This is a genomic window from Demequina iriomotensis, from assembly GCF_000971395.1.
GTDB classification, from domain to species: domain Bacteria; phylum Actinomycetota; class Actinomycetes; order Actinomycetales; family Demequinaceae; genus Demequina; species Demequina iriomotensis.
In genome coordinates, this window is the sequence record NZ_BBME01000010.1 from 296,805 (window position 1) to 318,388 (window position 21,584).

Genomic DNA, 21,584 nt, shown 5'->3' on the forward strand with positions numbered 1-21,584 from the left:
GCTGGCACCGCTCAGCTCCAGCCGCGCGGGTTCTCCGCCATCTCGGCGTTGCGCCGCTCGAGCTCGGCCGCGAGCGCCGCTCCCTCCTCGGGATAGCGCGCGAGCACGTCGTAGGACTCGCCGGGATCGGCCGAGAGGTCGAACAGCCACGGTCCCTGGTCGGTGACCGACACATCAGAGGACCCGGACGTCAGGTCGACGTACGGCTGCGCGGCGTAGTACTTGAACCGCCCGTCGCTGGCCGCGAGCAGCTGCTCGCCTGCGTAGAAGTAGTAGAACTCCCCCGCCTGCTCCGAGGAGCCGGCCAGCAGCTGCGCCATCGAAGCCCCGTCGAGGACCCGATCGGTGGGCGCTTCGACACCGATCCACTCCAGGAGCGTCGGCAGGATGTCCGTGCCCATCGCCATCGCGTCGAGCGTCCGCCCGCCTTCGAGCCCCGCGGGCCAGTGCACCAGGAACGGCACGAGCATCCCGCCCTCGTACACCTCGCCCTTGCGTCCGCGCGAGCCGCCGGTCGAGCCCTGGTACCAGGGGCCGTTATCGCTGGTGATGATGAGGATCGTGTCCTCGAGCTGCCCGGTCGCCTCGAGCTCGGCCACGATCTCGCCGATGCCGTCGTCGAGCCCCTCGACCACGTCGCCGTAGGTGCCCGCGTCCGAACGCCCGGAGTCCTCGGTTGTGGCGCTCAGGGGCTCATGCGGGAAGTTGTGGGCGTAGTAGAGGAAGAACGGCTCGTCGGTCGCGGCAGCCTCGCCGATGAAGGCCACGGCCTCGTCCGTGTAGCGCGCGTTCAACGTGGCCTGGTCGACCTCCGCCTCCACCACGTCGCCGTCGCGGTAGAGCTGGAACGGGCTCATGTCGTTCGAGTACAGCGAGCCCAGGAACGTGTCGAAGCCGAAGTCGTGGGGCAGCGAGCCCGCGGTGTCGCCCAGGTGCCACTTGCCGATCATCCCCGTCGTGTAGCCCGCGGCCTGGAGGATCTCGGGCATGGCGACCTCCTCCTGGCTCAGGCCGTCGGAGGTGTTGAGCGCGGCGTACGCGCTATCGCTCGGGAACAGCACGTCGGGCACGCCCGCGCGCGGCGCGAGGCGCCCGGTGAGCAGCGCGGCGCGCGACGGCGTGCACACGGCGGACGGCGCGTGGAAGTTCGTGAGGACGATGCCGTCCTCAGCCAGCGCGTCCATGTGCGGCGTCGCGATGGGGGTGTCGCCCATGAAGCCGAGGTCGCCGTAGCCCAGGTCGTCGTAGTACACCAGCAGCACGTTCGGGGCGTCCCCGGTGGACGATGCGGCGCTCACGTCCGCGAGGTAGGCGTCCTTCGCGACCTCGTGCTCCAAGGGCCCGGCCGGTGTCGCGGACGCTTCCGGGGCGGCATTCTCGCCGGATGTCTGCAGGTAGACGATGCCGCCGACCACTACCGCCGCGGGCATCCCCCACAGCAGTCCAGTCCGGATGCCCCGAGCACGTCCATCGTCGGGCCGTGTCGACATCGTCGCCCACCTCCCCCGCTTCCCTAGCGCTCCGTTCCGGCACAGTGTGACCCGGGCGCCGGGCCCAGTCAAAGCGCCGCGCGCGGTCGCACCGCGATGTCCACAGCCGCGCCTCCCGCGAGGCTCTCCACAGCGTGCGCGCCCGGCCAACGGTCGCGCGCCGCCCCTGGAGGAGCATCGACGCATGGGCATCAGGTACTACGCATACTCCTTCCCCGCCGAGCTGACCGAGGCCGCCTTGGCCGACCCCCGGACCTTCATCGGCGCGGGCCCCTGCACCACCGCGTCGAGCACTGCTCCCGAGGCGCCCTGCACTTGCGGGAATGCCGTGCGGGACCTCTCGCGCGAGGACACGCTGGACCTCGACAAGGCCTGGAGCGACCTGCAGCGGCTGACTCGACCAGACCCGTGGGGCGAGGCGCCCCGACCCGCCTTCCGGATGTTCGAAGGTCACATCACCATGGCCGACCACGGCTGGCTCCCCTGGGTGCGCGCGCTCGGCCCCGAGGAGGTCGGTGAGATCGCGGCCGACCTCGCGGAATTCCAGCGCCAGGAGAAGAGTGAGGTCACCGACGACTACGTCCGCGGCTACCTCGACGACGCCGTGACATTCACGGGGTATGCCGCGTCGAGGGGTCGAGGCTTCGTCTACCTCATCGGGTGAGCACGTTGCCGCCGCACCCGGCTCCGCGCCTCGTTGCTATCGTGAGTGATAGCAACTCGGGAGGTGCGCGCATGGCGTCGATCATCGTTCGAGGGCTCGACGAGTCCGTCAAGGCGCAGCTTGCCGCCCAGGCCCAGGCGCATGGGCGCTCGATGGAAGCCGAGGTGAGGGACATCCTCACCCGCGCGGCGCGCCGGCCCCACATCGGTCTGGCGCTGATGGAAGCGGCGCGCCATGCCGATCTCGCGGCCGACCTTCCCGTTCCGGCGCGCTCCGACGTCGCGCGGGCGGTGGAATTCGAGTGATCGTCCTCGACACGAACGTCATCTCGGAGCTGTTCCGCCGCACGCCCGACCCGGCCGTGCTGTCATGGCTGAGCGCGCTCGACGGCGACGTCGCCATCACCGCCGTGACGATCGCAGAACTGCTGGCGGGCATCGCGCGACTCCCCGCGGGGCGAGGAAGGACCGAGCTCGGCGCGCGCGTCGAGGCCGCTCTCGAGCCGTACCGCGGGACCGCATCGGTGCTGCCGTTCGACGACGCAGCCGCGGGGCGCTACGCGGAGATCCTCGTCTCCCGCGAGCGTGCGGGGTTCCCCATCTCGATGGCCGATGCGCAGATCGCCTCGATCTGCCGTGCCCACGACGCCGCCTGTGCCACCCGCAATGTCAAGGACTTCGCGCACGCCGGCGTCGCGCTGATCAATCCGTGGGAGCAGCCGGCCTAGTGCCGCCGTCCTCAGCCGCCGCATCGTCCCCCTCGCCGCGCACGCGCGGGATCGCGTGCGTGAACTGGCTCGCGCGCTCCTCGGCCGAGGCGGACCCGGTGAAGAGGCCCGACTCCCCCGCCTGCTCGACCATGGTGGTCCGCCGCATGGGCGCGCTCGGCGCGGCCGCGACCTCCGAGACGAGCACGCGCTGCGCGGGCGCCGCGTCCGGCATCGCGGACTGGATCCACAGCACCATGGCCTCGCGCACGAAGCAGCGGAGGTCGTACAGCGTCGGCGCATCCTTCGCGGTGACGAGGATGCGCACGCGCACGTAGCCGGCGGTCGCCTCGGTCACCTGGAGCACGTTGGCGCGGCCGTCGTAAAGCGGCGTCTCGGCGAGCACCTGCTCGAGGTGCTCGCGCATCCTCTGCGGGGACACCCGCCAGTCGAGGTCGAACTCCACCGACCCGAGCAGCTCCGACCCCTGCCGGGTCCAGTTCTCATAGGGCGTCGTCGTGAAGTACGTGCACGGCAGGACCAGGCGGCGGTCGTCCCACAGGTCGAGCACCACGTAGCTGAGGGTGATCTCGCCCACGCGACCCCACTCGCCCTGGGCGACGATCACATCGTCGACGCGCAGCGCGTCGGAGAACACCAGCTGGATGCCGGCGAACATGTTGCCGAGCACCGACTGCGCCGCGAGGCCGGCGACGATCGACGCGATACCGGCCGAGGCCAGCACCGACGCGCCGATCGCGCGCACCGAGTCGAACGTGAACAGCGCCGCCCCGATCGAGATGACGACGATGAGCGCGATAGCGAGCCTCTTCACGATGAGCGTCTGGGTCCGCAGCCGCCGCGCCAGCCGGTTGTCCGGCATGTCGATCGAGTTGTACGCGAGCGCGAGGTCCGCGAGGAAGCGCACGAACGCGATGAGCAGCCACGCGAGCAGCACGATCGCGACGATCGTGAAGAACCGGGTGATGAGCGGCATCCAGTCGGTGCCCCGCAGCGACGCGTGCACCCCGACCCACAGCCCGAGCACCAGCGCCAGCGCCCAGAACGGGTTGCGGGTCCGCGTCTGCAGATCGCGCGCCCATGGGTAGCGACGCGCGACCAGCCGCATGATCACCTCGACCGCGAGCGCGACCAGCAGCGCGCCGCCGACGCCGAGCGCGACGGCGACACCGAATCCGAACCAGTCCTCGAGCATGTCTCCTCCTGGGGTGGTCGTTGCCGTTCGACCGTACGGGAGGGGTGTTTCGGGCGGGTAACCCCCGGGTGAGAGTCCACCAAGAGCCGCGGACCAGGGACGATGTCAACCGCCGGCCGCGCGCGCTCACGTTGCCCGCCGCATCGGTCCCCGCTAGGGTCGATGGAAATCCGCGCGCACGACCACCGGGGGGAGCTCCCGTGCGGCACCTGCTTGCCATCGCCTTGCTCGGGCTGAGCACCACGCTCGCCGCCGCCACCACCGACTCCGCCGGGTCGCTCGACAGCGTCATCGCGGCCGAGCTGCCCGGCTCGGGCGCGCCCGGAGTGGCGTACGCCGCGGTCACCGATGGCGTGATCTCTGAGGCCGGCGCACGCGGCGTCACCCGCGCCGGCTCCGAGACCGCGGTCACCGCCGACACCCCGTTCTTGCTCGGCTCGATCTCGAAGAGCTTCACGGCGCTCGCGGTCATGCAGCTGGTCGAGGCGGCCCAGGTGGACCTGGACTCTCCGGTCGGCGACCACGTCGACGTCCTCGCCGGCACCGCGGCCGGCGACCCGACGGTCCGCGAGCTGCTCAGCCACACGAGCGGGTTCTCGACGCTCCAGGGGAACACCTCGCGCACCGACCCGACCGGCGCGCCCGACGACCTCGCGGATGCGGTCGCGGCCCTCGCGGACGTCGCACCCGCGTACGAGCCCGGCACCCGGTGGGAGTACTCGAACACCAACTATCAGATCCTCGGCCGGCTGATCGAGGAGGTCGCGGGCACCGACTTCCAGACCTACGTCACCGAGCACATCCTCGAACCCGTCGGGATGGAGGACAGCTTCGTCGCCGACGGGCAGGCGCACCCGGAGATCGCCGCTGGACACACCCCGTGGTTCTGGACCAAGCGTCCGCTCGCCGAGAGCACCACGGACCGCGTGACCGCGCCCCAGGGCGGCATCGTCGCCAGCGCCCGCGACGTCGCCCTCTACCTCGCGATGATGATGAACGGCGAGGACGACGTCCTCAGCGCCGACGGCAAGGCCCTGATGATGCGCCCCGCGAGCCCGACGTCGCCGTACTACGGGCTCGGCTGGTACGTCGACCCGTCCCATGGCACCGTGGGCCACACGGGATCCACGCCGGGCAACGAGACCCAGGCCACCATGGTCCCTGCGAGGGACGATGCGGTGGTGGTGCTCGTCAACGCGGGCAGCGGCATCGGCTTCGGGGAGACGACGCAGCTGCGCAACGCCGTCACCGCGAGCGCGCTCGGCCTCGACTACAACGGCGAAGGGTCGCGCTGGAGCCAGAAGGCGTTGTTCCTGGGCCTTGCGCTGGCCCCGCTGATCTACCTGGTCAGCATCGTGTGGGCATGGCGCAAGCGCGCCGCCATCCGCGCCAAGTCCGGCATCGGCGGCCTGTTCAGCCTGTGGTTTCCGCTGCTCACCACCAGCGTCGCCGCCTGGGTGCTCCTGATCCTGGTGCCCGACCTCATGGGCGCACCGATCTCGACGCTGCGGGTGTTCCAGCCGGACCTGGCCCTCGCGATGATCGCGACGGCGGTGGGCGGCGTCGTGTGGGCCGCCTTCAGGCTCGCGGTCGCGTACAGCGGACGGTCTCGCGCGGTCCCGCGGTCCGGCTGAGCGGCACGCTCACCGGTCGGACGGCGTCAGTCGCAGCCGCACGAGCCGGACGGTGTCCGCTCCTGCCAGCACACGTCGCACACGCCGTAGCTCTTGGGCGCGTCCGCGGCGACGGCGGGGATGATGCGCTTCTTGCTGCCCGGGCTCCCGCTCCTGGTGGTCACCGGATGATCGACCGCCCAGTTGACCATCCCCTTGCCGTGCGTCTTGTCCCGCACGCGGTCGGGGAGGTCGGAGGCGGACACCGCCTCGACGCGTGAGCCGAACCACTCGGTCGAGCGCTTGCCGATGTGCAGCGGATGGAGCCCGTCCTCGCGGATCGCCTTGATGTAGCTCGACTTCACCTCGCAGTCGATCACTCCTGCTCGGCGGGCGATCTGCCTCACCAGCGGCCTCGCCTCATCGGCGAGCTTGAACTGCTCCATGGCAGTCTCGAGGGCGGTCAAAGGGGCATCGTTCACCCTTTAGGGTCCCACGTGCGAACCGGGACCGCCGACCGGAGGCCCTAATCGAGGTCCCCCAGGTCGATCGACAGGTCCACCGCGGCCGGCGCGCTCAGCCCCGGCGGCGGCACCGGACGCATCGGCCGCGCGACCACGTGCGGCACCTCCTCGACCAGCCGCTCGGGCAGGCGGTTGAGGAAGTACGCGTCGTCGAGAGCATCGAGACCCGCCGGACCCATCCACGCCCGCACCGGCGTGTGCGCGACGGTACGCGTCACCACCAGCCGGTCGCGCGCCCGGGTGAGCGCGACATAGAGCACGCGCCGCTCCTCCTCGACCTCCGCGACGTCGCCCAGCGACCGCGACGACGGATACGAGCCAGCCGACACTCCCGCGCAGAACGCCCAGTCCCGCTCGAGGCCCTTCGCCGAGTGCACCGTCGACACGATGACGTGATCCTGCTGCGACTCCGGCTCCATCTCCGAGGTGAACACCGGCGACAGGATGTACTCCTCGATGAACTCGAGGATCGACGCACGCGACGCCGCGAGCCGCTCGACATGGACCAGGTCGCGGGCGCGCGCCTCCCAGTTCTCGTTGCGGTACTTGTGCGCGAGCACCGGCTGGAGCATCGCCGCGGCCCTGCCCACCGCATCGTCCACGCGCCTCGCGGCGTCCTCGATCGCGTCCAGCCCGGCCGCCAGCCACGGAGGCATCCCCGCGAGCGCCGTGGCGCGCGCCTCGCGTGCGGAGGCCCCGCCCGACCGCGCCGACAGGAACGAGTCGAACGCCCGCGCGGCCGTCACGTCGCCGACCCGCGGCACCAGGGTGAGCAGGCGCATCCAGGCGACCTCGTCGTCGGGGTTGGCGACCACCCGCAGCGCCGCGAGCACGTCGCGCACATGGGCGCTCTCGAGCAGCTTCACTCCCCCGAAGAACACGTACGGGATGTCGTTCTCGACCAACCGGGCCTCGATCGCGCGGCCGCTGTAGTTCGAGCGGACCAGGACCAGGTGCGTGGCCCACGGGAGCTCGTCGGCGCGGGCCTTGAGCAGCGACGCCGCGATGAACCCCGCTTCGTCCTGCGGGGTCTCGAAGCTGTGCAGCTCGGGCTTCGCCCCGCGACCGCGGACGGCGCGCAGCTTCTTGTCGTACCCGAGCGGCGACTCCTCGAGCAGCCAGTTCGACAGGTCGAGGATCTCCTGGGTCGAGCGGTAGTTGTCCTCGAGCTTGAGCACCCGCGCGCCGGGGACGCGCGAGGAGAACGAGTGGATCGACTCGAAGTCCGCGCCGCGGAAGCCGTAGATCGACTGAGCGTCGTCGCCCACGCAGTAGAGCTTGGTGTGCGGCACCAGCGGATCGAGGATGGTCCACTGCAGCGGGTTGGTGTCCTGCATCTCGTCGACGAGGACCTCGTCGTAGTGCGACCCCACCCACGCGGCCACCGCATCGTCCGCGAGCCGCGCCGCGAACACCCGCAGGATGTCGTCGTACGTGAGGTAGCGGCGCTCGGCCTTGCGCTGCTCATAGGCGCGCACCGCCGCGCCGATCGCCTTCGCGTCGACGTCCAGGTCGGGCAGCTTGGCCTGGATGGCCGCGGCGAGCGTGCGCCGCGTGTTGTGCGCGAAGGACAGCACGTCGACGATCTGCGCGGCCCGCAGCCCCTCGACCTTCTTGCCCCGCCCGAGCACGCCGCGCATCACCTGCAGCTGATCCTCGGCGTCGAGCACGCTCCAGCCCTCGTAGCCGAACACGTCCGGGGCGCCGCGCACCTCGCGCATGGCCCAGCCGTGGAACGTCATGGCGGCCACCTGGGACGATGCGCCGGCCAGGTCTCCCTGGACGCGCGAGCGGATCTCGGCGGCGGCGCGGCGCGTGAACGTGATCGCGAGGATCCGCTCGGGCGGCACGCCCTGACGCAGCAGGTGCCGGATGCGCGCGACGATCGTCGTCGTCTTGCCCGTCCCCGCGCCCGCGAGGACGAGATTGTGGCTCGCGCCGGTGAGCACCGCCTCGCGCTGTGCGTCGTTAAGGTGCGCCAGCACCCCGTCGCCACCCGCCTCAGCCATGGCGACGAGTCTAGGCGGGGCCGCCGACACCCAGGTCGATGCGTGGGCGGGGCGGACCGCCCCTACAGCTGGCTGGAGTTGATGATCACGCTCACCACCACGAGCACGCCAGTGACGATCCACGCGACCACCTTGTGCTGGTCGTAGCCCGCGAGGCTGCGACCGTCGCGGTCACGCATCGCGCCGGACAGGATGAGGATGATGTCGACGAGCGCCCAGATGCCCAGGCCGCCGAGGGTGAGGAGCTTGGCGATGCCGGTGCCGACCTTGCCCAGGTAGAAGCGGTCGACCCCCAGGAAGCCGAGGAAGTACGACAGCAGCCACGTCGCGACGAAGCTCTTCGAGCCCTCGCCCGCGGCGTACGGCGACGGCATGGGCGCCTGACCGTAGGCGGGAGGCGCCGGCGGCAGCGGCATCTCGCCGTACGCGGGCGGCGCCGGCGGAGGCGGCACCGCGGGCATGGCGGGCGGGGTCGGCTGCTGGGCGCCGTACGGCTGGTTCTCTGACATCGGGGTCCCCTCGCATCGTGTGATCGGGCCGGCCGGCATCGGCAGGCGTCGCGCCGAACCTACCGGCACGGCGTTATCCGAGGCAAAACGCCATGCCGTGGATCACCGCGACGCGATGCGAGCCGTGCCCTCGCGTGCCACGGGCCGCGCGACCTACGCTGGCCTCGAGCATCCCTCGGCTCGGCGGCACGACCTGTGGAGCGTCCATGACCGACGTCCGCGACCTCATCGACTTCGACACCCCGCACAACTACGCGGACCTGCTCGAGCGCACCTCGACGGCGCGCGACAGCGCCCACTGCACGCTGTGCGGGCTCGAATCCGAGCCGCTGCCGCCCATGCGCCTCACGCTCATCAAGTACCGCCAGGCCGGCAGCGACAAGGGCGCGAGCCGCCTCTACTGCGAGGTCCACCTCGCCCAATGGCGGGACGATGCGAGCGCGAGCCGCCGTCCAGGCCGCCGGGCCGCGGAACCTCCCGAGCAGAAGATCTGCCCGACGTGCTTCATGCAGATGCCGCTCACGGGCGGCTGCAACACCTGCGACTGAGCGGGCGCTCAGAACAGGTGCGGCGCCGCACGGTCGGGCGCGCCGGCCGCCTGCACCGGGCCGACCTTCTCGAGGTAGCAGCGCCCGCACAGCGACTCGTACTCGGCCTGCTGGCCGTCGATCGCGACCTGGTCGCCGTGGCGCACGAACACGCCCTCGACGATGCGCGCGTTGAAGATCGCCTTCGACCCGCACCGGCAGATGGTCTTGAGCTCCTCAATGGAGTGCGCGATCTCGAGCAGGCGCAGCGAGCCCGGGAACGACCGCGTCATGAAGTCGCCCCGTAACCCGTAGCAGAGCACCGGCACGCCATAGCGGACGGCGACCTCGAACGCCTCGTCGACCTGCGCGGGCGTGAGGAACTGGGCCTCGTCGACGAACACCGCGTCGACCTGATCGAGCGGACGATGCGCCTGCAGGGTCTCGATCAACGACGCCTCGGCGTCGAGCACCACGTCGACCTTGCGGTCGACGCCGATCCGCGACGAGACCGACACCCCGGCCTTGGTGTCGATGCCGGGCTTGACCAGCACCGGGTGCTGGTCGCGCTCCTCGTAGTTGTACGCGGCCGTGAGCAGCAGGGCGGTCTTGGACGAGTTCATCGCCCCGTACCGGAAGTACAGCTTCGCCATCGTCATCCCTCCCCTGCGCGCGACCGACTACCGGCACACGATAGCGGCGCGACGCGTCCGCCACGGCCGCCGCGGGCCCGGCACGCCGCCCACCAGGGCGTTCGCCCCGATGGTCATGAGCACCCTCGCAGGCATGGCATCCTCGTGCCTCGCATCGTGAACGGTCGGCAGCGTCGCCGGCAGGAAGGAGGGGGCGCGCATGTCGCTCACCCGCACCGAGATCGCCCGCACCGGGCTCGAGCTCACCGCCAACCTCGAGAGGTCCGGGCTGTCGCGCGCGACGGCCGCGATCGACCTGGGGTTCAGCGAGCGCAGGCTCGCCGAGACGCTCGCCGTCGGCCCCGCGTCCGATCCCGTCGACGTGTGGCTGCTGCGCGACTACCTCGACCGCGCGATCCGCGAGCACGGCGACGAGCCCGCGCCGTGGAACGTCCTCACCGAGGCCGCCCACACCCAGGCGAGCAGGTGGTTCGCCCTGCGGGAGGCTCCGCGCGCACGCGACGAGGCGCGCTGACCGCCGCCCGATGACCCTCTCCCGAGGGACCTTCGCCCCTGTCGAACCCACCCCTTACGGACATAACGTAGTACCCGAGAACGCGCACGGGACCAGCACAGACGTCAGGGGGGCGACATGCACGACCTCACGGCGATGCTGGACGCCGCGACCCTCGACAACTACGCCGACGTGCTCGTCCGCACGGGCCGGTGGCGCGATCGCGCGGCCTGCGACTACTGCCCGACCGACGAGCACGAGGTTCGCACCGAGGCCCTGTGGCGCCTGCGCACCCCGCGCGCCGGGGGCGCCGCCCCGGTCGAGGAGCTGCTGTGCGCATTCCACGCGACGCAATGGCGCGCGACGGGCGCGGTATCGCGGGGCCGGCGCGGCAGCGCGACGACCGACTGACCCTGCGCCGGGACCAAGGCCCCGCCCGCGACTCGCAGCGCGCGCTAAGGTGGCCGCTGCCCTGCTGACAACGACGTACAGGACTGGGAACCGAGGATGATCGACGACACCGCGAACCGCACGGGCCTCACGCTCGACAACTACGCGGACCTGCTGGCGCTCGCGGGCGTGGTGCGCGCGACCGCGCAATGCTCCTACTGCCCGCCCGACGCCGAGGCCGTCCCCGCGAACGCGCTGTACCTGCTCCATGACCGCTCCGGCGACACCGAGAACGTCGGCCTCATGTGCCCCGCGCATGCAGGCGAGTGGTGCAGCACGGGAGTGGTCGGAGTCGGCTCGCCGCTCACCTGAGACGCGCCGCCCGTCGCCGCCCGAGCCGGCGCGAACCGTCCGCGCGCCGCGCGCCCACTCTCCCGCCGCGCTTCCCTGCATACCCCTGTCCGCGGCCCTCCGCATTTTCATGCACGATGCGACGGCCGGCTCGGGAGGCGACACCTGTCATTCGGGGCCAGTCGCCGCCGTACGGCTGCGCTGGCCCCACGAGGCGCACTCCAGCACCGTCGGCGCCCCCTCCCGCCCCCTCCCGCCCCGCTCCGCTCCGCGTCGCAAGATGCATGAAATCGCGGAGCACCGTGATGGGACACGCGTGACCACCTGATGCGCGCATCGTGCACGGACGTAGCCTGGCCGCATGGCCGAGCCACCGGCACCGCACGCGCCGCACCCCGCATCGGCGACGCGCGCGCAGGTCACGGTGCTCTGGATCGCCATCCTCGGCAGCTTCGTCGCCTTCCTCGACGGGAGCATCGTCACGGTCGCGCTTCCGGCCATCGCGAGCGACCTCGGCGGCGGCGTCGCGCTCCAGCAGTGGGTGGTAGACGCCTACCTCATCACACTCGGCGCGCTGATCCTTGTGGCGGGCTCGGTGTCCGACCTGTTCGGACGCCTCCGGGTGCTGCGCATCGGCCTGCTCGGCTTCGGGGCGACCTCGCTCGCGATCGCGCTCGCGCCGACCGGCGCATTCCTCATCGGCGCCCGGCTGCTGCAAGGCATCGCCGGCGCCCTGCTGGTCCCCAGCAGCCTCGCGCTCATCATGAGCACGTTCCGCGGGCCCGCCCAGGCCAAGGCGATCGGCACCTGGACGGGCGCCACCACCGGCGCGTTCGTCGCCGGGCCCGTCCTCGGAGGCCTGCTCACCGACTACGCGTCGTGGCGCTGGGCCTTCGCCATCAACCTGCTGCCGATCGCGGTGACCCTCGTCCTGCTCGCGCGCCTGGGCCAGCGCGACGTGCGCCGCGAGAACGCGACCGTCGACTACGCAGGGGCCGTGCTGTGCGCGCTCGGGCTCGGCGCAGCGGTCTTCGCCCTGGTCGAGCAGCCGCGTCTCGGCTGGGCGGACCCGCGCATCGTCGCGTCCGGCGCGCTCGGAATCGCCGCCCTCGTCGCCTTCTTCTGGCGTCAGGCGCGGGCGAAGGACCCGATGCTGCCGCTCGCGCTGTTCCGCGCGCGCAACTTCGCGTGGGGCAACCTCACCACGTGGTTCGCGTACGGCGCGCTCGCGCTCAACGGCTTCATCGTGAGCGTCTACCTCCAGCAGGGCGCGGGGCTGTCGGCGACCGCCGCCGGCCTGTCCGAGCTGCCGATCACGGTGCTGATGATCGTGTTCAGCTCGCGCGTCGGGGTGCTCGGCGGGCGGTTCGGGCCCCGCATCTTCATGACGGTGGGGCCGGTGGTGATGGGCATCGGCTCGTTCATGCTCGTCGCCATCTCGACGGACTTCGACTACTGGACGCAGGCGTTGCCGGGCATCGTGGTGTTCGGCATCGGGCTCACGCTCATGGTCGCGCCGCTGACCTCCGCGATCCTGGGCGCGATCGACACCGAGCGCTCGGGCATCGCGAGCGCCGTCAACAACGCGGTCGCCCGCATCGCAGGCCTCGTGGCGGTGGCGCTCGTCGGCACTATCGTCGGAGGCACGCTCGACCTGGACGGGTTCCATCGCGCGACCATCGTGACCGGCGCGTTCATGCTCGTCGCAGGGGCGATCTCCTGGGTCGGGATCCGGAACGATGCGGGCGTGCGAGGCGGCGCTGTGACCGAGTGACGCGAGGGCTACAGGTCCGCGACGGCCCGTTCGAGCAGGTACCGACGGTTCATGACGATCGCCTGCATGGTCGGCAGGAACATGCACGAGATCGCGACGAGCGGCACGAGGCGCGACAGGCTGTCCGGCATGAACGGCACGAGGAGCGAGACCAGGAACCACGCTCCGGCCGAGTAGAAGTACCTCCGCTCGCGCGTCTTCACACCCGCCCAGACGTAGCCTGCCCAGCACAGCACTCCGAGCGTGACCAGCGGCACCAGCACCCACCATGACCGCGCGAGCCGCCACCGCCTGTTCTCGAGCCGCGTGCGGGCGTAGGCGGGCACCGGGGTGCCGCCGGGACCGTGGACGTCGTCGGCCATGCGTTCCCCCAGTTCGCTCCGCTTCCGCGATGAGGGTAACGCGACGCGCCTCAGTCCTCCGACCTCAGCTCGCAGGAGCGCGCGCCGATGACGATGCGGTCACCTTGAGCCACGACCACCGGGCGCCCGGGTGCGAGCACCTGCTCTGCGCCGCCACGGACCACCAGGACACCGTTGGTCGAGTGCAGGTCCGTCACCGTGATGACTCCCGGAATCACATCGAGTGCGAAGTGGGTCTTGGACAGCGAGCGCGTGTCGTCATCGAACGCGATGCTCGGGCGGCCATCGCCGCTTGCTGCCGGATCACGTCCGAGCACCGCGCCTGCCGACACGTCGACCTCGGTCCCGTCGTCCCAGACCAATATCGTCCGTGGTGCACGGACCGGGGCCGGCACCGTCTCGATCACGACAGGTGCCTCGACGGGTTCGGGCGCGGCCCCTGCCGCAGGCTCACGCGACGGTACGACCTCCCGCGATGGCGCGGCCGCCCGATCGGGCTCCGGCGGGTTCCCCTCGGGCGCGAAGTCCGCGGCACTCGCACGTCCCACGAGCAGCACCACCTCCCCTGCCTCGTCGTGGAAGCCCTGACCGCTCAGGTTCCTGTCGTGCAGGATGGACGCCGCGCAGCCGACGCTGACGATCCAGCCCCAGTGCCAGGCGGTCGCGCCGATCACGCTGTAGAACCCGCCCGACGCCCCGCCCGCGCCCAGCAGTAGCAGGAGAGCGCCACCTGCGTTGCCCAGGACGACTAGCACGATGCCACCGAAACCCACGGCGGAACGGCGCACCCATGGCCACAGAGCGGTCGGGCTACCGGGGTGCACGGACACGGTGAGCGCCCGCATGCCCGGCGTCGCCCCCGCCCGCGCGAGCGCCGAGTAACCGACAAGCGCGCCCGCGAGCGCCGCGTACAAGAGGAACCACCGGGCGCCGACGCCTCCGCTCGCCCATATGAACGCGCTAGTGGAGACATGCTCGACCAGCGCGGTCAGCAACCACAACAACGCGGCATCGATCGCGAAGGACGCCGCGAGCCGCTGGCGAGCCCGCACGTCGGGCTGGGTTGCGGCATCGTTCACCCGCACCGCAGACGTCTCCAACGGCGTGTAGGCGACGGCGGGCGACGCCGTCTCCGGACCGCCGGCACCGATGGTCCCCCACACGACGTCACGCGCGCCTTCGCGCTCCGCAATGACGGCGGTCGCTCCGGGAAGCGCCTGGAGGGCGCCGACGACCGCGTCGCGGAGGCGAGCCATCGCCTTGGTCGCCTCCGAGACACCGTCGTGCTGGAGCCACTCCGCGATCGTGTACCGCACCTCGACTCCCTCCGCACGTGGCGCGATGACCAGCAGCGCGGAGAAACTGGCACCCACCCTGGTGCCATACACCAGCCGCGCCTCGCGCGCCGTCGCCGCATCAAGGCGGAGGACCGGGCTGGTCCACGGGGCCGCCTCGCGCGACACGGGGAACCGCTCGCCGATGAGCCGCACGACGTCCTCGACGGTGGCTGCGTCCGCGTATCCGATGACCATCTCGGCGGTGAGCAGCTTCTCCTTCGCCACGGTGCCACGACGCAGGCCGCGGTTGACGGCGCGCGTCGCGCGCGTCACGAGGAAGCGCTGCAGCATCGTCCAGCCGACGATCGCGATAACGCCCAGGACAAGGATGACGTAGATCATGGCGCGAGCCCCAACGTCGACTACGGGCGCAGACCAGCGTGCTCGGCCACGGCGGCAGCGTCGAGCACGCCGACCTCGGCGAGCGTCACAAGGCCGTCGGCCGTCACCTCGACCGTCGCGACGGTACCCTCGGTGACGACGAGGAACCGCGTCGGCGCGTCGGCACCGGCGATCGCGAACGCGAGTGCCTCGGTCCCCGCCGCATCGGCCACGCCCGAGGCGAACGCGCTGGAGGCGATCGCCATGATGCGGTCGAGCAGCCCCGCGTCGTCCGCCTGGTCGAAGGCGTGCACGCCGTTGGGCGAATACGTGTCGAGCGTCCACGCGCGCGCGCCGAGCGCGATGCTCGCGACCACGCCGCCACCGGCCGCCACGTCGGGCCTTGCCACGTGGACCACCTGCGCGGACACGCGCCGCGTCGAGCGCAGCACCTCCGCGACTGCCGCACCGACGCCCACGGCACCGTCGCCGAGCTCGTCCCCGAGGCCGCGCACCGCAAGGGATCGCACCCCCCGGTTCACCGCCGCGGCCAGCGCGCTGCGCGAGCGCACCGGCACCGTCGGCAGCACCCCGGGCCAGATCTCACCCCGGTGGACGCTGATCGCGGCCACCTCGTCGTCCGTCAGCATGACGCTCATCTCGTTGTCTCCCCTCACCAGAACTTGATCAGATCGATGGCGCCGTCGACGAGCATCTTGCCGCCCTCGTTGACGACCTTGTCGGCGATCATGTCGCCGACCTCGCCGACGGCCTCGCCCACCGACTGCACCACGGCGTCCGGGTGCGAGAACGCGAACTCCGCGGTGCTGCGCAGCGCGTCGGGCGACAGGTCCGCCGACTGCGCCGCCTCGGCGACCATGTCGCCCATCCAGCCGACACCCACGTAGTCGGTGACATTGCCGTAGACCTCGACGACGGCCTCGGCGACCGGTGCGACCAGGCGCGCCGGGTCCTCCGCGATGTACGCGAAGTTGTCCTGGAGCTGCCCAGGCGAGAAGTCGGCCTGGCGGGCCGCGTCGATCACGTCGGTCCACGTGTTGACCGCGAGGCCGCCCCACCACATCGGGGTGCCCGGGACCCCTTCCATCATCGCGCCGCCCGCGGCGTGCGTGACCATGGAGCCGAGCTCGAAGCCCTTGTCCCACACCGACCTCGACGGGTCGAAGGCGATGTCCGCGATGCCGAACACCTGGCCGATGTCGCCGCCGAGCGGCAGGTGCGAGACGAAGTCCTGGACGCTCATGCCGAAGACCCCGGTGTCGGAGCCGAGGAATCCGGTGATGGCGTGGATCGAGTCGTGGATGCGGACGGGGTCGAGCAGCTGGGACCACTCGCCCGGGTCCATGACGGCGGGACCCCAGAGATCCTGCATCCAGAACGGCTCCGACAGGTTGGGCAGGTCACCCCAGCCCCCGCCACCGCCGCCACCACCGGGGAACCCGCCGGGAAGCCCGCCGAAGCCCGGCCCGGCACCGCCGTCGGCCGCGCTTGCACCCTCCTGGTCCGCGGCGTTCGCGAGCAGCCGGCGCGAGGCCTCCCTCAGCGCGGCCTCGGCACCGTCGACCGACACGCGTCCGTGGCTGCTCCAGCCCGAACGGAAGTGCTCGCCGTCGGGCCCGACCCATCGCTCCGCGACACCCACCGACGTGGAGACCTCGGAGCTCACCGACGCAAGCCTGTCAGCCGCCGCGCCGAACCGCGCCGCGAGAGCCCTGAGCTCCGCGACGTCAGCACCGTAGAACGTTGACACCTCGCACCTCCCTCATCCCGGATCCCGGGCGGGCACCCCTGGCGCCCGCCCGGCGGACCCGATCAGGCGTTGTTGGACACGCTCTCCTGCGCGGTGGCGTTCGCGGCGGCCTTCTGGCTCGCCTCGGACAGCGCCTGGACCACGCGCTTGAGCGACGCGGTGTGAGTGCCGGACCACTCGCTGCGGAAGGACTCCGCGTCAGGACCGGTCCACTGCGTGTTGTTGAGCGCGGTGGTGAGCTGGCTCAGGATCGACTCGATGTCGCCCGACTTCTGCTGAAGCTGCGAGCTGAGCTGTCGAACCTGCTGAACGTCAAGACCCCAGACGGCCATGGTGCTTCTCCTGTCTTCCTGTGTTCCCGACGGGCCTGGTGGCCGCCGGACGATGCGGGTGACGCCGATGCGTCGAGACCGACCCTAGGGACGGCGTCCGTGCTGGTACATGGGCAGCGATCCCCATCACAGGGCCCACGCGATCTGGACCTTGCGCGCACGGCCGGCCTCGACGAGGAAGCCGCGGCCCGGGGGGAAGTCGGCGCGGCGCACGCGACCGAGCGGGGTCGAGAAGTGCATGTCGCCATCCATGTCGCCGGGCGCGAGCACGAGCCCCCTCCTCGCCGACTGGAACAGCTGCGCAAGCGCGTAGGACTGCTTCCACGCGGAGCTCTCCGCCTCGCCCACCACCAGCTGGTCGGCGCGCGCGGCGGCTTTGGCCAGCTCGGCGAGCGGCGCCTCCGCCTCCGTGCCGGCGAAGTCGCCCGCGTTCTCGATGAGGATCGTCAACTGCCCAGGCGCGAGGCGCCCGGACCCGACATGGGACTGCAGCCTGCCCATCAGCTCGGCTGCCGCCGCAGGTGTATCCGCCGCATCGTCCCACCCTCCGGCCGCGGTGAGCGCCGAGCGTCGTGGCGCGAGGACCGCGACGTACGTCCCCTCCCGCGCGCGCTTGACCGCGCGCCCGATGGCGACGAGCGCCGACGTGCGGCCCGAGGCCGGCGCCCCCGTCACCATGAAGAGCCCGCTCGCGCGCATCGCGGCCGGCGCGAGGGTCTCGTCGAGCAGGCCGATGGCCGGGAGGCCGTCCAGCTCGGCGGGAAGGGTTTCGAGCGGGACCTCCTCGGGCATGCGCGCGATGGGCGGCGCCTCGGCCACCCCCTGGCGGCGCATCGCCCCCGCGAGGCGCGTGAGCTCGTGCGCCTGCGCCGCCATCGAGGCCTGCCCGCCGAACACCGCGACCTGCATCTCGCCATCGCCGAGGATCGCGCGCCCGGGGGCCGAGTCGCCGTCGAGGACGTCCTTGGGCACGCCGAGCATCACGTAGTCGTCCGGGGTCGCGCAGCGCAGCACCACGCGCTGCTGGAACGTCGACCCGAGCGCCGTGGGGATCGAGCCGGGCCGGTCGCCGGTCACCACCACGTGGACTCCCACCTGGCGGCCGTCGACCGCGAGCTGCGAGAAGACCCCGAACCATGCGGCGTCGCCGGAGAACTCGTACGCGTCGCGGAACGCGTTCATGCCGTCGACCAGGAGGACGATGCGCGGCTCGTCGGGCCGGTTCGCGGCCGCCCGGTACTCGCTCACCGTCGCGGCGGCCAGCGCAGAGTAGCGCGCCGCGCGCTCGTCGACGACGCCGCGCAGCATGCGCAGGAGGCGCACCACGCGCTCGCCGTCGTCGCCGCTGATGATCGCGCCGACATGCGGGAGGACTTCGAGCATGCGCAGCGCACCGCCGCCGAAATCGAGGCCGTACACCTGCACCGGACCGCCTCGCGCGGTGAGCCCGCCGGACACCGCAAGGGTGCGCAGCGCCGTCGACTTGCCCGATCCGCCGGCGCCGAGGAGCGCGAGGTTGCCCACCTCGTCGGGCTCGTAGAACACCGTGGGCTGCGCCTGCGCCTGCGGGTCGTCAATCACGCCGAGCACCAGCCTCTGGTCGGTGCGCGGGCTCGGCAGCTTCGCAAGGTCGTACACCTGGGCGAGCTCGGGCATCCACGGCTTGCGCGGCTCCGGGATCCCCGCGTGGTGCGCGGACTCCTGCAGGGTGTGCACCACGCGCGCGAGATCGGTCGGCGTGTTGTCGGGCACCGTGACCGCGGGCGGCTCGGGGACGTCCCACGCCGCACCTGAGCCGAATGCGAGCTCCTCGACCTCGATCCGCGGCGGAGGGACCTCGTCGCCGGTGTGACCGCCGGCGTACGCCGACTGGAAGGCGGTGAGGCGCCCCGGGCCCTTCTTCACCACTCCCCGACCGGGAATGCCCGGGTCGAAGTGCGCCGCGACCGGGTCGCCCAGCACATCGTTGGAGTCCTCGGTGTCGGCCATCCTCAGCGCGACGCGCAGGTTGGTGTTCGCGCGCAGGTTGTCCTTGATCACGCCCGCGGGGCGCTGCGTCGCGAGGATGAGGTGGAGACCCAGCGAGCGACCGCGCTGCGCGACGTCGACCACGCCGTCGACGAACTCGGGCACCTCGTTGACCAGCGCCGCGAACTCATCGACCACGATGACGAGGCGGGGCGGCGCATCGGTGTCGCCGCGCTTGAGGAGCTCGTCGAGGTCCTTCGCGCGGCGCGCCTGCAAGAGGTGCTCCCGGTAGCGCAGCTCGGCGCGCAGCGACGTGAGGGCGCGTCGCACCAGATGGGGCGACAGGTCGGTGACCAGCCCGACCGAGTGCGGCAGCTTGACGCAGTCCGCGAAGGCAGCGCCGCCCTTGTAGTCGACGAACAGGAACGTCACCCGCTCGGGCGAGTGAGCGGCGGCGATGCCGAGCACCCACGACTGGAGGAACTCGGACTTGCCGGAGCCAGTGGTGCCGCCGACGAGCGCGTGGGGTCCCTCCTCCTTGAGGTCGAGCACCAGCGGGCCGCCGCCGCCGTGTCCGACCACGGCGCGCAGGTTGCCGGCGGCCTTGCGGCGGGAGCCGTCGGGCAGCGTGGCGGTGGGGTCCGCGAGCCGCCAGCGCTCTTGCACCGCCTCGACCTCGAGCAGCGCCTCGGCGCCGCCGATGTCGATGAGGGACACGGTACGCGGGAGGTCCGACTCGTCGGACTCGGGCACGCCCGCGTCGACGGCCGCGGCGAGCGCGCGTGCCACCGCATCGGCCGTCGCGGCGTCGACCCCCTCGACCGCGACGTCGCCCGTCACGCCTCCGGTGCGGACCCGGCCGGCGACGATGCCGTCGCGGGACGAGACGTCGAGATGGATGCGGCATGCGGCTGGCAGCGCCGCGACCGCGCGCGCGCACCAGATCACGTGCACGTTGACATCCGCGCCGCGCTCCGCGATGCGGGTCGCCCGCGCGCGGTCGACGGGCGCGCCCGCCTCGACGAGCAGCACCACGGCCGGGATCGCCGGGGGCGCGACCTCGGGCTCACGACCGAGATCGAGCGGGCCGCGCGGCTGGGCGGCCTTGCCCTCGAGCCGCGAGTCGACCAGGCCCTCGAGCTGCGCGAGCAGCGCCGAGGCGCGCGGATGCGAGGCGGCGAGGTGATCGCCCTGGAGCGGCGAGTGCGAGGAGGCCGTGTGCGGCATCCATTCGAGCCAGTCCCAGTCGCCGCGCAGCGAGGGCGGCACGATCGCGGCGCACACCAGCTCCGCCGGCGAGTGCAGGCCGAGCAGCTGGAGCATCACGCCGCGCGCGACCGCGGCGCGCGGCTCCTGTTCGCCAGCGAGCCCCAGCGAGCCGTCGATGCGCAGGTCGGCGAGCAGCGGCACGTTGTCCACGAGCGCGCAGTCGTCGCGCAGGTCGGTGAGGGTGCGCCAATGCTCGGGTGCGGTGTCGTTGGTGGTGGGGAGCACCACGTGGTCGCGCGACGGCAGGGTCGCGAGGCCCAGCCGCGGCGCGAGGAAGGCCGGGTGCTCGGGCCGGCGGGTCCACAGCAGGCTGCCCCGCGCGAGTATCGCGTCGACGGTCTCGCGCACGGGCGGGGCCTCCGCCTGGCGCACCTCGCGCTCGCGCTCGCGCCGCGCGGCCATCGTCTCCCGGAACGCCGAGATGGACGCGGCGAACTGCTCGGCCTGCGCGCGCATCCCGCGGCTCCGCGTCCACTTGGCGTCGAGCCAAGCGCCGACCACCAGGATCGGGCTGAGCGCGATCATGATGACGCCGATGAGCTGCTTGGTCAGCGCGAACATCACGAGGCCCATCACCAGGGGCGCGACGATCGCGAGGTACGGGAAGCGTTGCGCCTCGAGGATCTTGGGCGGCTGCGGCGCGGGCACCTCTGCGCCGTCGAAGCGCGCGACCACGCGCGGCGACCGGATGACATCGACCACGGGTGCGGCCGAGGACTCCGGGCTCGCCGTGGCGGCGCGCGGCAGCACCGCGACGACGGTGTCGCCGAGCGCGACCTCCTCGCCCGGCTGCACCACCGCACGGGTCACGCCCGCGCCCGCGACCGTCACGCCGTTCGCCGAGCCCAGGTCGTGCACCTCAACGGCCTCGCCCACGTTGACCCGCAGGTGCCGCTTCGACACGAGCGGGTCGGACAGCACCACGTCGGCCTCGCGCGCGCGCCCCACCACCGACGTCCCGGAGCGCAGCGGGAACTCCCGGCCGGCATCGGGGCCGGCGAGGACGCGCAGCATCGCCGCGGCGGTGGCCGCCTCCGCCGGGACCGCGGCACCCGGGGCGACCACCTGGACGCGCGCGCCCGACGTGAGCCCCGACTCGAGCACCGGTGTCGCCGGGGCGAGAGCACCTCCGTGCGCGCCGGCGATGAGCAGCGTCGCCTCGCCCTGCGCGGTCCGCGCGCCCGTGGGGTCGGCGTGGAGCAGCGCCGCGGCGACGTCCGCGACCGACGCGGTGGCGTCCGCCGTCACCGCGACGTTGACCGGCTGGCCCCCGGCACGCTCGTACGTGAGCTTGAGACGCATGGG

Annotated in this window: 21 protein-coding genes; 9 read left to right on the top strand and 12 right to left on the bottom strand. The window is 72.1% G+C overall.

Translation table 11 applies throughout. The features are described from left to right. Positions 1-11: 11 nt before the first annotated feature. Positions 12-1,430 carry a sulfatase family protein gene (locus AOM09_RS04885; RefSeq protein ID WP_169747613.1) on the bottom strand — a complete coding sequence of 473 codons (1,419 nt, stop codon included), beginning with the start codon at positions 1,428-1,430 and terminating at the stop codon, positions 12-14. 244 nt (positions 1,431-1,674) lie between these two features. On the opposite strand from AOM09_RS04885, the gene AOM09_RS04890 reads away from it, so the two are divergent. The 3 genes from AOM09_RS04890 to AOM09_RS04900 all read left to right on the top strand — a co-directional run bounded on the left by AOM09_RS04890 (position 1,675) and on the right by AOM09_RS04900 (position 2,881). Further along, positions 1,675-2,154, top strand: a complete 480-nt coding sequence (locus AOM09_RS04890) for a DUF1877 family protein (RefSeq protein ID WP_062385101.1) — start codon at positions 1,675-1,677, stop codon at positions 2,152-2,154. Positions 2,155-2,225: 71 nt separating this feature from the next. After that, the gene (locus tag AOM09_RS04895) at positions 2,226-2,459 is read left to right on the top strand and encodes a FitA-like ribbon-helix-helix domain-containing protein (protein WP_062385103.1); all 234 of its coding nucleotides are present in this window, start codon (positions 2,226-2,228) and stop codon (positions 2,457-2,459) included. After that, positions 2,456-2,881: a type II toxin-antitoxin system VapC family toxin gene (locus AOM09_RS04900; protein WP_062385104.1), complete on the top strand. Its 426-nt coding sequence runs from the start codon at positions 2,456-2,458 to the stop codon at positions 2,879-2,881. The genes AOM09_RS04895 and AOM09_RS04900 overlap by 4 nt, the downstream gene beginning before the upstream one ends. On the opposite strand, the gene AOM09_RS04905 is transcribed toward AOM09_RS04900, so the two are convergent. Then, positions 2,856-4,076: a mechanosensitive ion channel family protein gene (locus AOM09_RS04905; RefSeq protein WP_062385105.1), complete on the bottom strand. Its 1,221-nt coding sequence runs from the start codon at positions 4,074-4,076 to the stop codon at positions 2,856-2,858. The genes AOM09_RS04900 and AOM09_RS04905 overlap by 26 nt on opposite strands. A gap of 200 nt (positions 4,077-4,276) precedes the next feature. On the opposite strand from AOM09_RS04905, the gene AOM09_RS04910 reads away from it, so the two are divergent. After that, positions 4,277-5,710, top strand: a complete 1,434-nt coding sequence (locus tag AOM09_RS04910; protein WP_082098847.1) for a serine hydrolase domain-containing protein — start codon at positions 4,277-4,279, stop codon at positions 5,708-5,710. A gap of 26 nt (positions 5,711-5,736) precedes the next feature. On the opposite strand, the gene AOM09_RS04915 is transcribed toward AOM09_RS04910, so the two are convergent. From AOM09_RS04915 to AOM09_RS04925, 3 genes are all read right to left on the bottom strand, one after another. After that, positions 5,737-6,156, bottom strand: coding sequence for a hypothetical protein (locus AOM09_RS04915; protein ID WP_156162242.1), 420 nt, complete (start codon positions 6,154-6,156; stop codon positions 5,737-5,739). Between the two features lie 59 nt (positions 6,157-6,215). Next, positions 6,216-8,222, bottom strand: coding sequence for an ATP-dependent helicase (locus AOM09_RS04920; protein ID WP_062385109.1), 2,007 nt, complete (start codon positions 8,220-8,222; stop codon positions 6,216-6,218). Positions 8,223-8,284: 62 nt separating this feature from the next. Next, on the bottom strand, positions 8,285-8,731 hold the full coding sequence (locus AOM09_RS04925) for a TM2 domain-containing protein (protein ID WP_156162243.1): 447 nt from the start codon (positions 8,729-8,731) through the stop codon (positions 8,285-8,287). Positions 8,732-8,937: 206 nt separating this feature from the next. Here AOM09_RS04925 and AOM09_RS04930 point away from each other — a divergent pair, with 206 nt between their 5' ends. Next, positions 8,938-9,279 carry a hypothetical protein gene (locus AOM09_RS04930; protein WP_062385111.1) on the top strand — a complete coding sequence of 114 codons (342 nt, stop codon included), beginning with the start codon at positions 8,938-8,940 and terminating at the stop codon, positions 9,277-9,279. Positions 9,280-9,287: 8 nt separating this feature from the next. Here AOM09_RS04930 and AOM09_RS04935 read toward each other — a convergent pair whose 3' ends face one another. Continuing rightward, complete coding sequence (locus AOM09_RS04935; RefSeq protein ID WP_062385289.1) at positions 9,288-9,911, bottom strand: thymidine kinase; 624 nt, start codon at positions 9,909-9,911, stop codon at positions 9,288-9,290. 199 nt (positions 9,912-10,110) lie between these two features. Between AOM09_RS04935 and AOM09_RS04940 the strand changes: the two genes are divergently transcribed. From AOM09_RS04940 to AOM09_RS04955, 4 genes are all read left to right on the top strand, one after another. Next, positions 10,111-10,425 carry a DUF2316 family protein gene (locus AOM09_RS04940; protein WP_062385113.1) on the top strand — a complete coding sequence of 105 codons (315 nt, stop codon included), beginning with the start codon at positions 10,111-10,113 and terminating at the stop codon, positions 10,423-10,425. Positions 10,426-10,542: 117 nt separating this feature from the next. Beyond that, positions 10,543-10,815: a hypothetical protein gene (locus AOM09_RS04945; RefSeq protein WP_062385115.1), complete on the top strand. Its 273-nt coding sequence runs from the start codon at positions 10,543-10,545 to the stop codon at positions 10,813-10,815. 96 nt (positions 10,816-10,911) lie between these two features. Next, positions 10,912-11,166 (top strand): hypothetical protein, encoded by a 255-nt coding sequence (locus tag AOM09_RS04950; RefSeq protein WP_062385117.1) that lies wholly within the window; start codon positions 10,912-10,914, stop codon positions 11,164-11,166. Positions 11,167-11,506: 340 nt separating this feature from the next. Beyond that, the gene (locus AOM09_RS04955) at positions 11,507-12,919 is read left to right on the top strand and encodes an MFS transporter (protein WP_082098848.1); all 1,413 of its coding nucleotides are present in this window, start codon (positions 11,507-11,509) and stop codon (positions 12,917-12,919) included. Between the two features lie 8 nt (positions 12,920-12,927). Here the strand turns inward: AOM09_RS04955 and AOM09_RS04960 are convergent, their stop codons facing one another. The 6 genes from AOM09_RS04960 to AOM09_RS04985 form a co-directional block, all read right to left on the bottom strand. Next, positions 12,928-13,281, bottom strand: coding sequence for a hypothetical protein (locus AOM09_RS04960; RefSeq protein WP_062385118.1), 354 nt, complete (start codon positions 13,279-13,281; stop codon positions 12,928-12,930). Between the two features lie 50 nt (positions 13,282-13,331). Next, positions 13,332-14,960, bottom strand: coding sequence for an FHA domain-containing protein (locus AOM09_RS04965; RefSeq protein ID WP_062385120.1), 1,629 nt, complete (start codon positions 14,958-14,960; stop codon positions 13,332-13,334). Between the two features lie 20 nt (positions 14,961-14,980). Continuing rightward, on the bottom strand, positions 14,981-15,598 hold the full coding sequence (locus tag AOM09_RS04970) for a hypothetical protein (RefSeq protein ID WP_062385122.1): 618 nt from the start codon (positions 15,596-15,598) through the stop codon (positions 14,981-14,983). Between the two features lie 14 nt (positions 15,599-15,612). Next, on the bottom strand, positions 15,613-16,710 hold the full coding sequence (locus AOM09_RS04975) for a hypothetical protein (RefSeq protein WP_062385124.1): 1,098 nt from the start codon (positions 16,708-16,710) through the stop codon (positions 15,613-15,615). Positions 16,711-16,772: 62 nt separating this feature from the next. Next, entirely contained in the window at positions 16,773-17,042 is a 270-nt protein-coding gene (locus AOM09_RS04980; protein WP_062385126.1) for a WXG100 family type VII secretion target, read from the bottom strand. Positions 17,043-17,168: 126 nt separating this feature from the next. Further along, positions 17,169-21,581, bottom strand: a complete 4,413-nt coding sequence (locus tag AOM09_RS04985) for a type VII secretion EssC family protein (RefSeq protein WP_062385129.1) — start codon at positions 21,579-21,581, stop codon at positions 17,169-17,171. Between the last annotated feature and the right edge of the window lie 3 nt (positions 21,582-21,584).

Excerpts from the sequence above, each read along its gene's own strand:
- AOM09_RS04970 (WP_062385122.1), bottom strand. The coding sequence starts at position 15,598 with ATGAGCGTCATGCTGACGGACGACGAGGTGGCCGCGATCAGCGTCCAC.
- AOM09_RS04980 (WP_062385126.1), bottom strand. The coding sequence starts at position 17,042 with ATGGCCGTCTGGGGTCTTGACGTTCAGCAGGTTCGACAGCTCAGCTCG.
- AOM09_RS04985 (WP_062385129.1), bottom strand. The coding sequence starts at position 21,581 with ATGCGTCTCAAGCTCACGTACGAGCGTGCCGGGGGCCAGCCGGTCAAC.
- AOM09_RS04925 (WP_156162243.1), bottom strand. The coding sequence starts at position 8,731 with ATGTCAGAGAACCAGCCGTACGGCGCCCAGCAGCCGACCCCGCCCGCC.
- AOM09_RS04890 (WP_062385101.1), top strand. The coding sequence starts at position 1,675 with ATGGGCATCAGGTACTACGCATACTCCTTCCCCGCCGAGCTGACCGAG.
- AOM09_RS04885 (WP_169747613.1), bottom strand. The coding sequence starts at position 1,430 with ATGCCCGCGGCGGTAGTGGTCGGCGGCATCGTCTACCTGCAGACATCC.
- AOM09_RS04905 (WP_062385105.1), bottom strand. The coding sequence starts at position 4,076 with ATGCTCGAGGACTGGTTCGGATTCGGTGTCGCCGTCGCGCTCGGCGTC.
- AOM09_RS04950 (WP_062385117.1), top strand. The coding sequence starts at position 10,912 with ATGATCGACGACACCGCGAACCGCACGGGCCTCACGCTCGACAACTAC.
- AOM09_RS04895 (WP_062385103.1), top strand. The coding sequence starts at position 2,226 with ATGGCGTCGATCATCGTTCGAGGGCTCGACGAGTCCGTCAAGGCGCAG.
- AOM09_RS04960 (WP_062385118.1), bottom strand. The coding sequence starts at position 13,281 with ATGGCCGACGACGTCCACGGTCCCGGCGGCACCCCGGTGCCCGCCTAC.
- AOM09_RS04945 (WP_062385115.1), top strand. The coding sequence starts at position 10,543 with ATGCACGACCTCACGGCGATGCTGGACGCCGCGACCCTCGACAACTAC.
- AOM09_RS04955 (WP_082098848.1), top strand. The coding sequence starts at position 11,507 with ATGGCCGAGCCACCGGCACCGCACGCGCCGCACCCCGCATCGGCGACG.
- AOM09_RS04920 (WP_062385109.1), bottom strand. The coding sequence starts at position 8,222 with ATGGCTGAGGCGGGTGGCGACGGGGTGCTGGCGCACCTTAACGACGCA.
- AOM09_RS04930 (WP_062385111.1), top strand. The coding sequence starts at position 8,938 with ATGACCGACGTCCGCGACCTCATCGACTTCGACACCCCGCACAACTAC.
- AOM09_RS04940 (WP_062385113.1), top strand. The coding sequence starts at position 10,111 with ATGTCGCTCACCCGCACCGAGATCGCCCGCACCGGGCTCGAGCTCACC.
- AOM09_RS04935 (WP_062385289.1), bottom strand. The coding sequence starts at position 9,911 with ATGGCGAAGCTGTACTTCCGGTACGGGGCGATGAACTCGTCCAAGACC.
- AOM09_RS04965 (WP_062385120.1), bottom strand. The coding sequence starts at position 14,960 with ATGATCTACGTCATCCTTGTCCTGGGCGTTATCGCGATCGTCGGCTGG.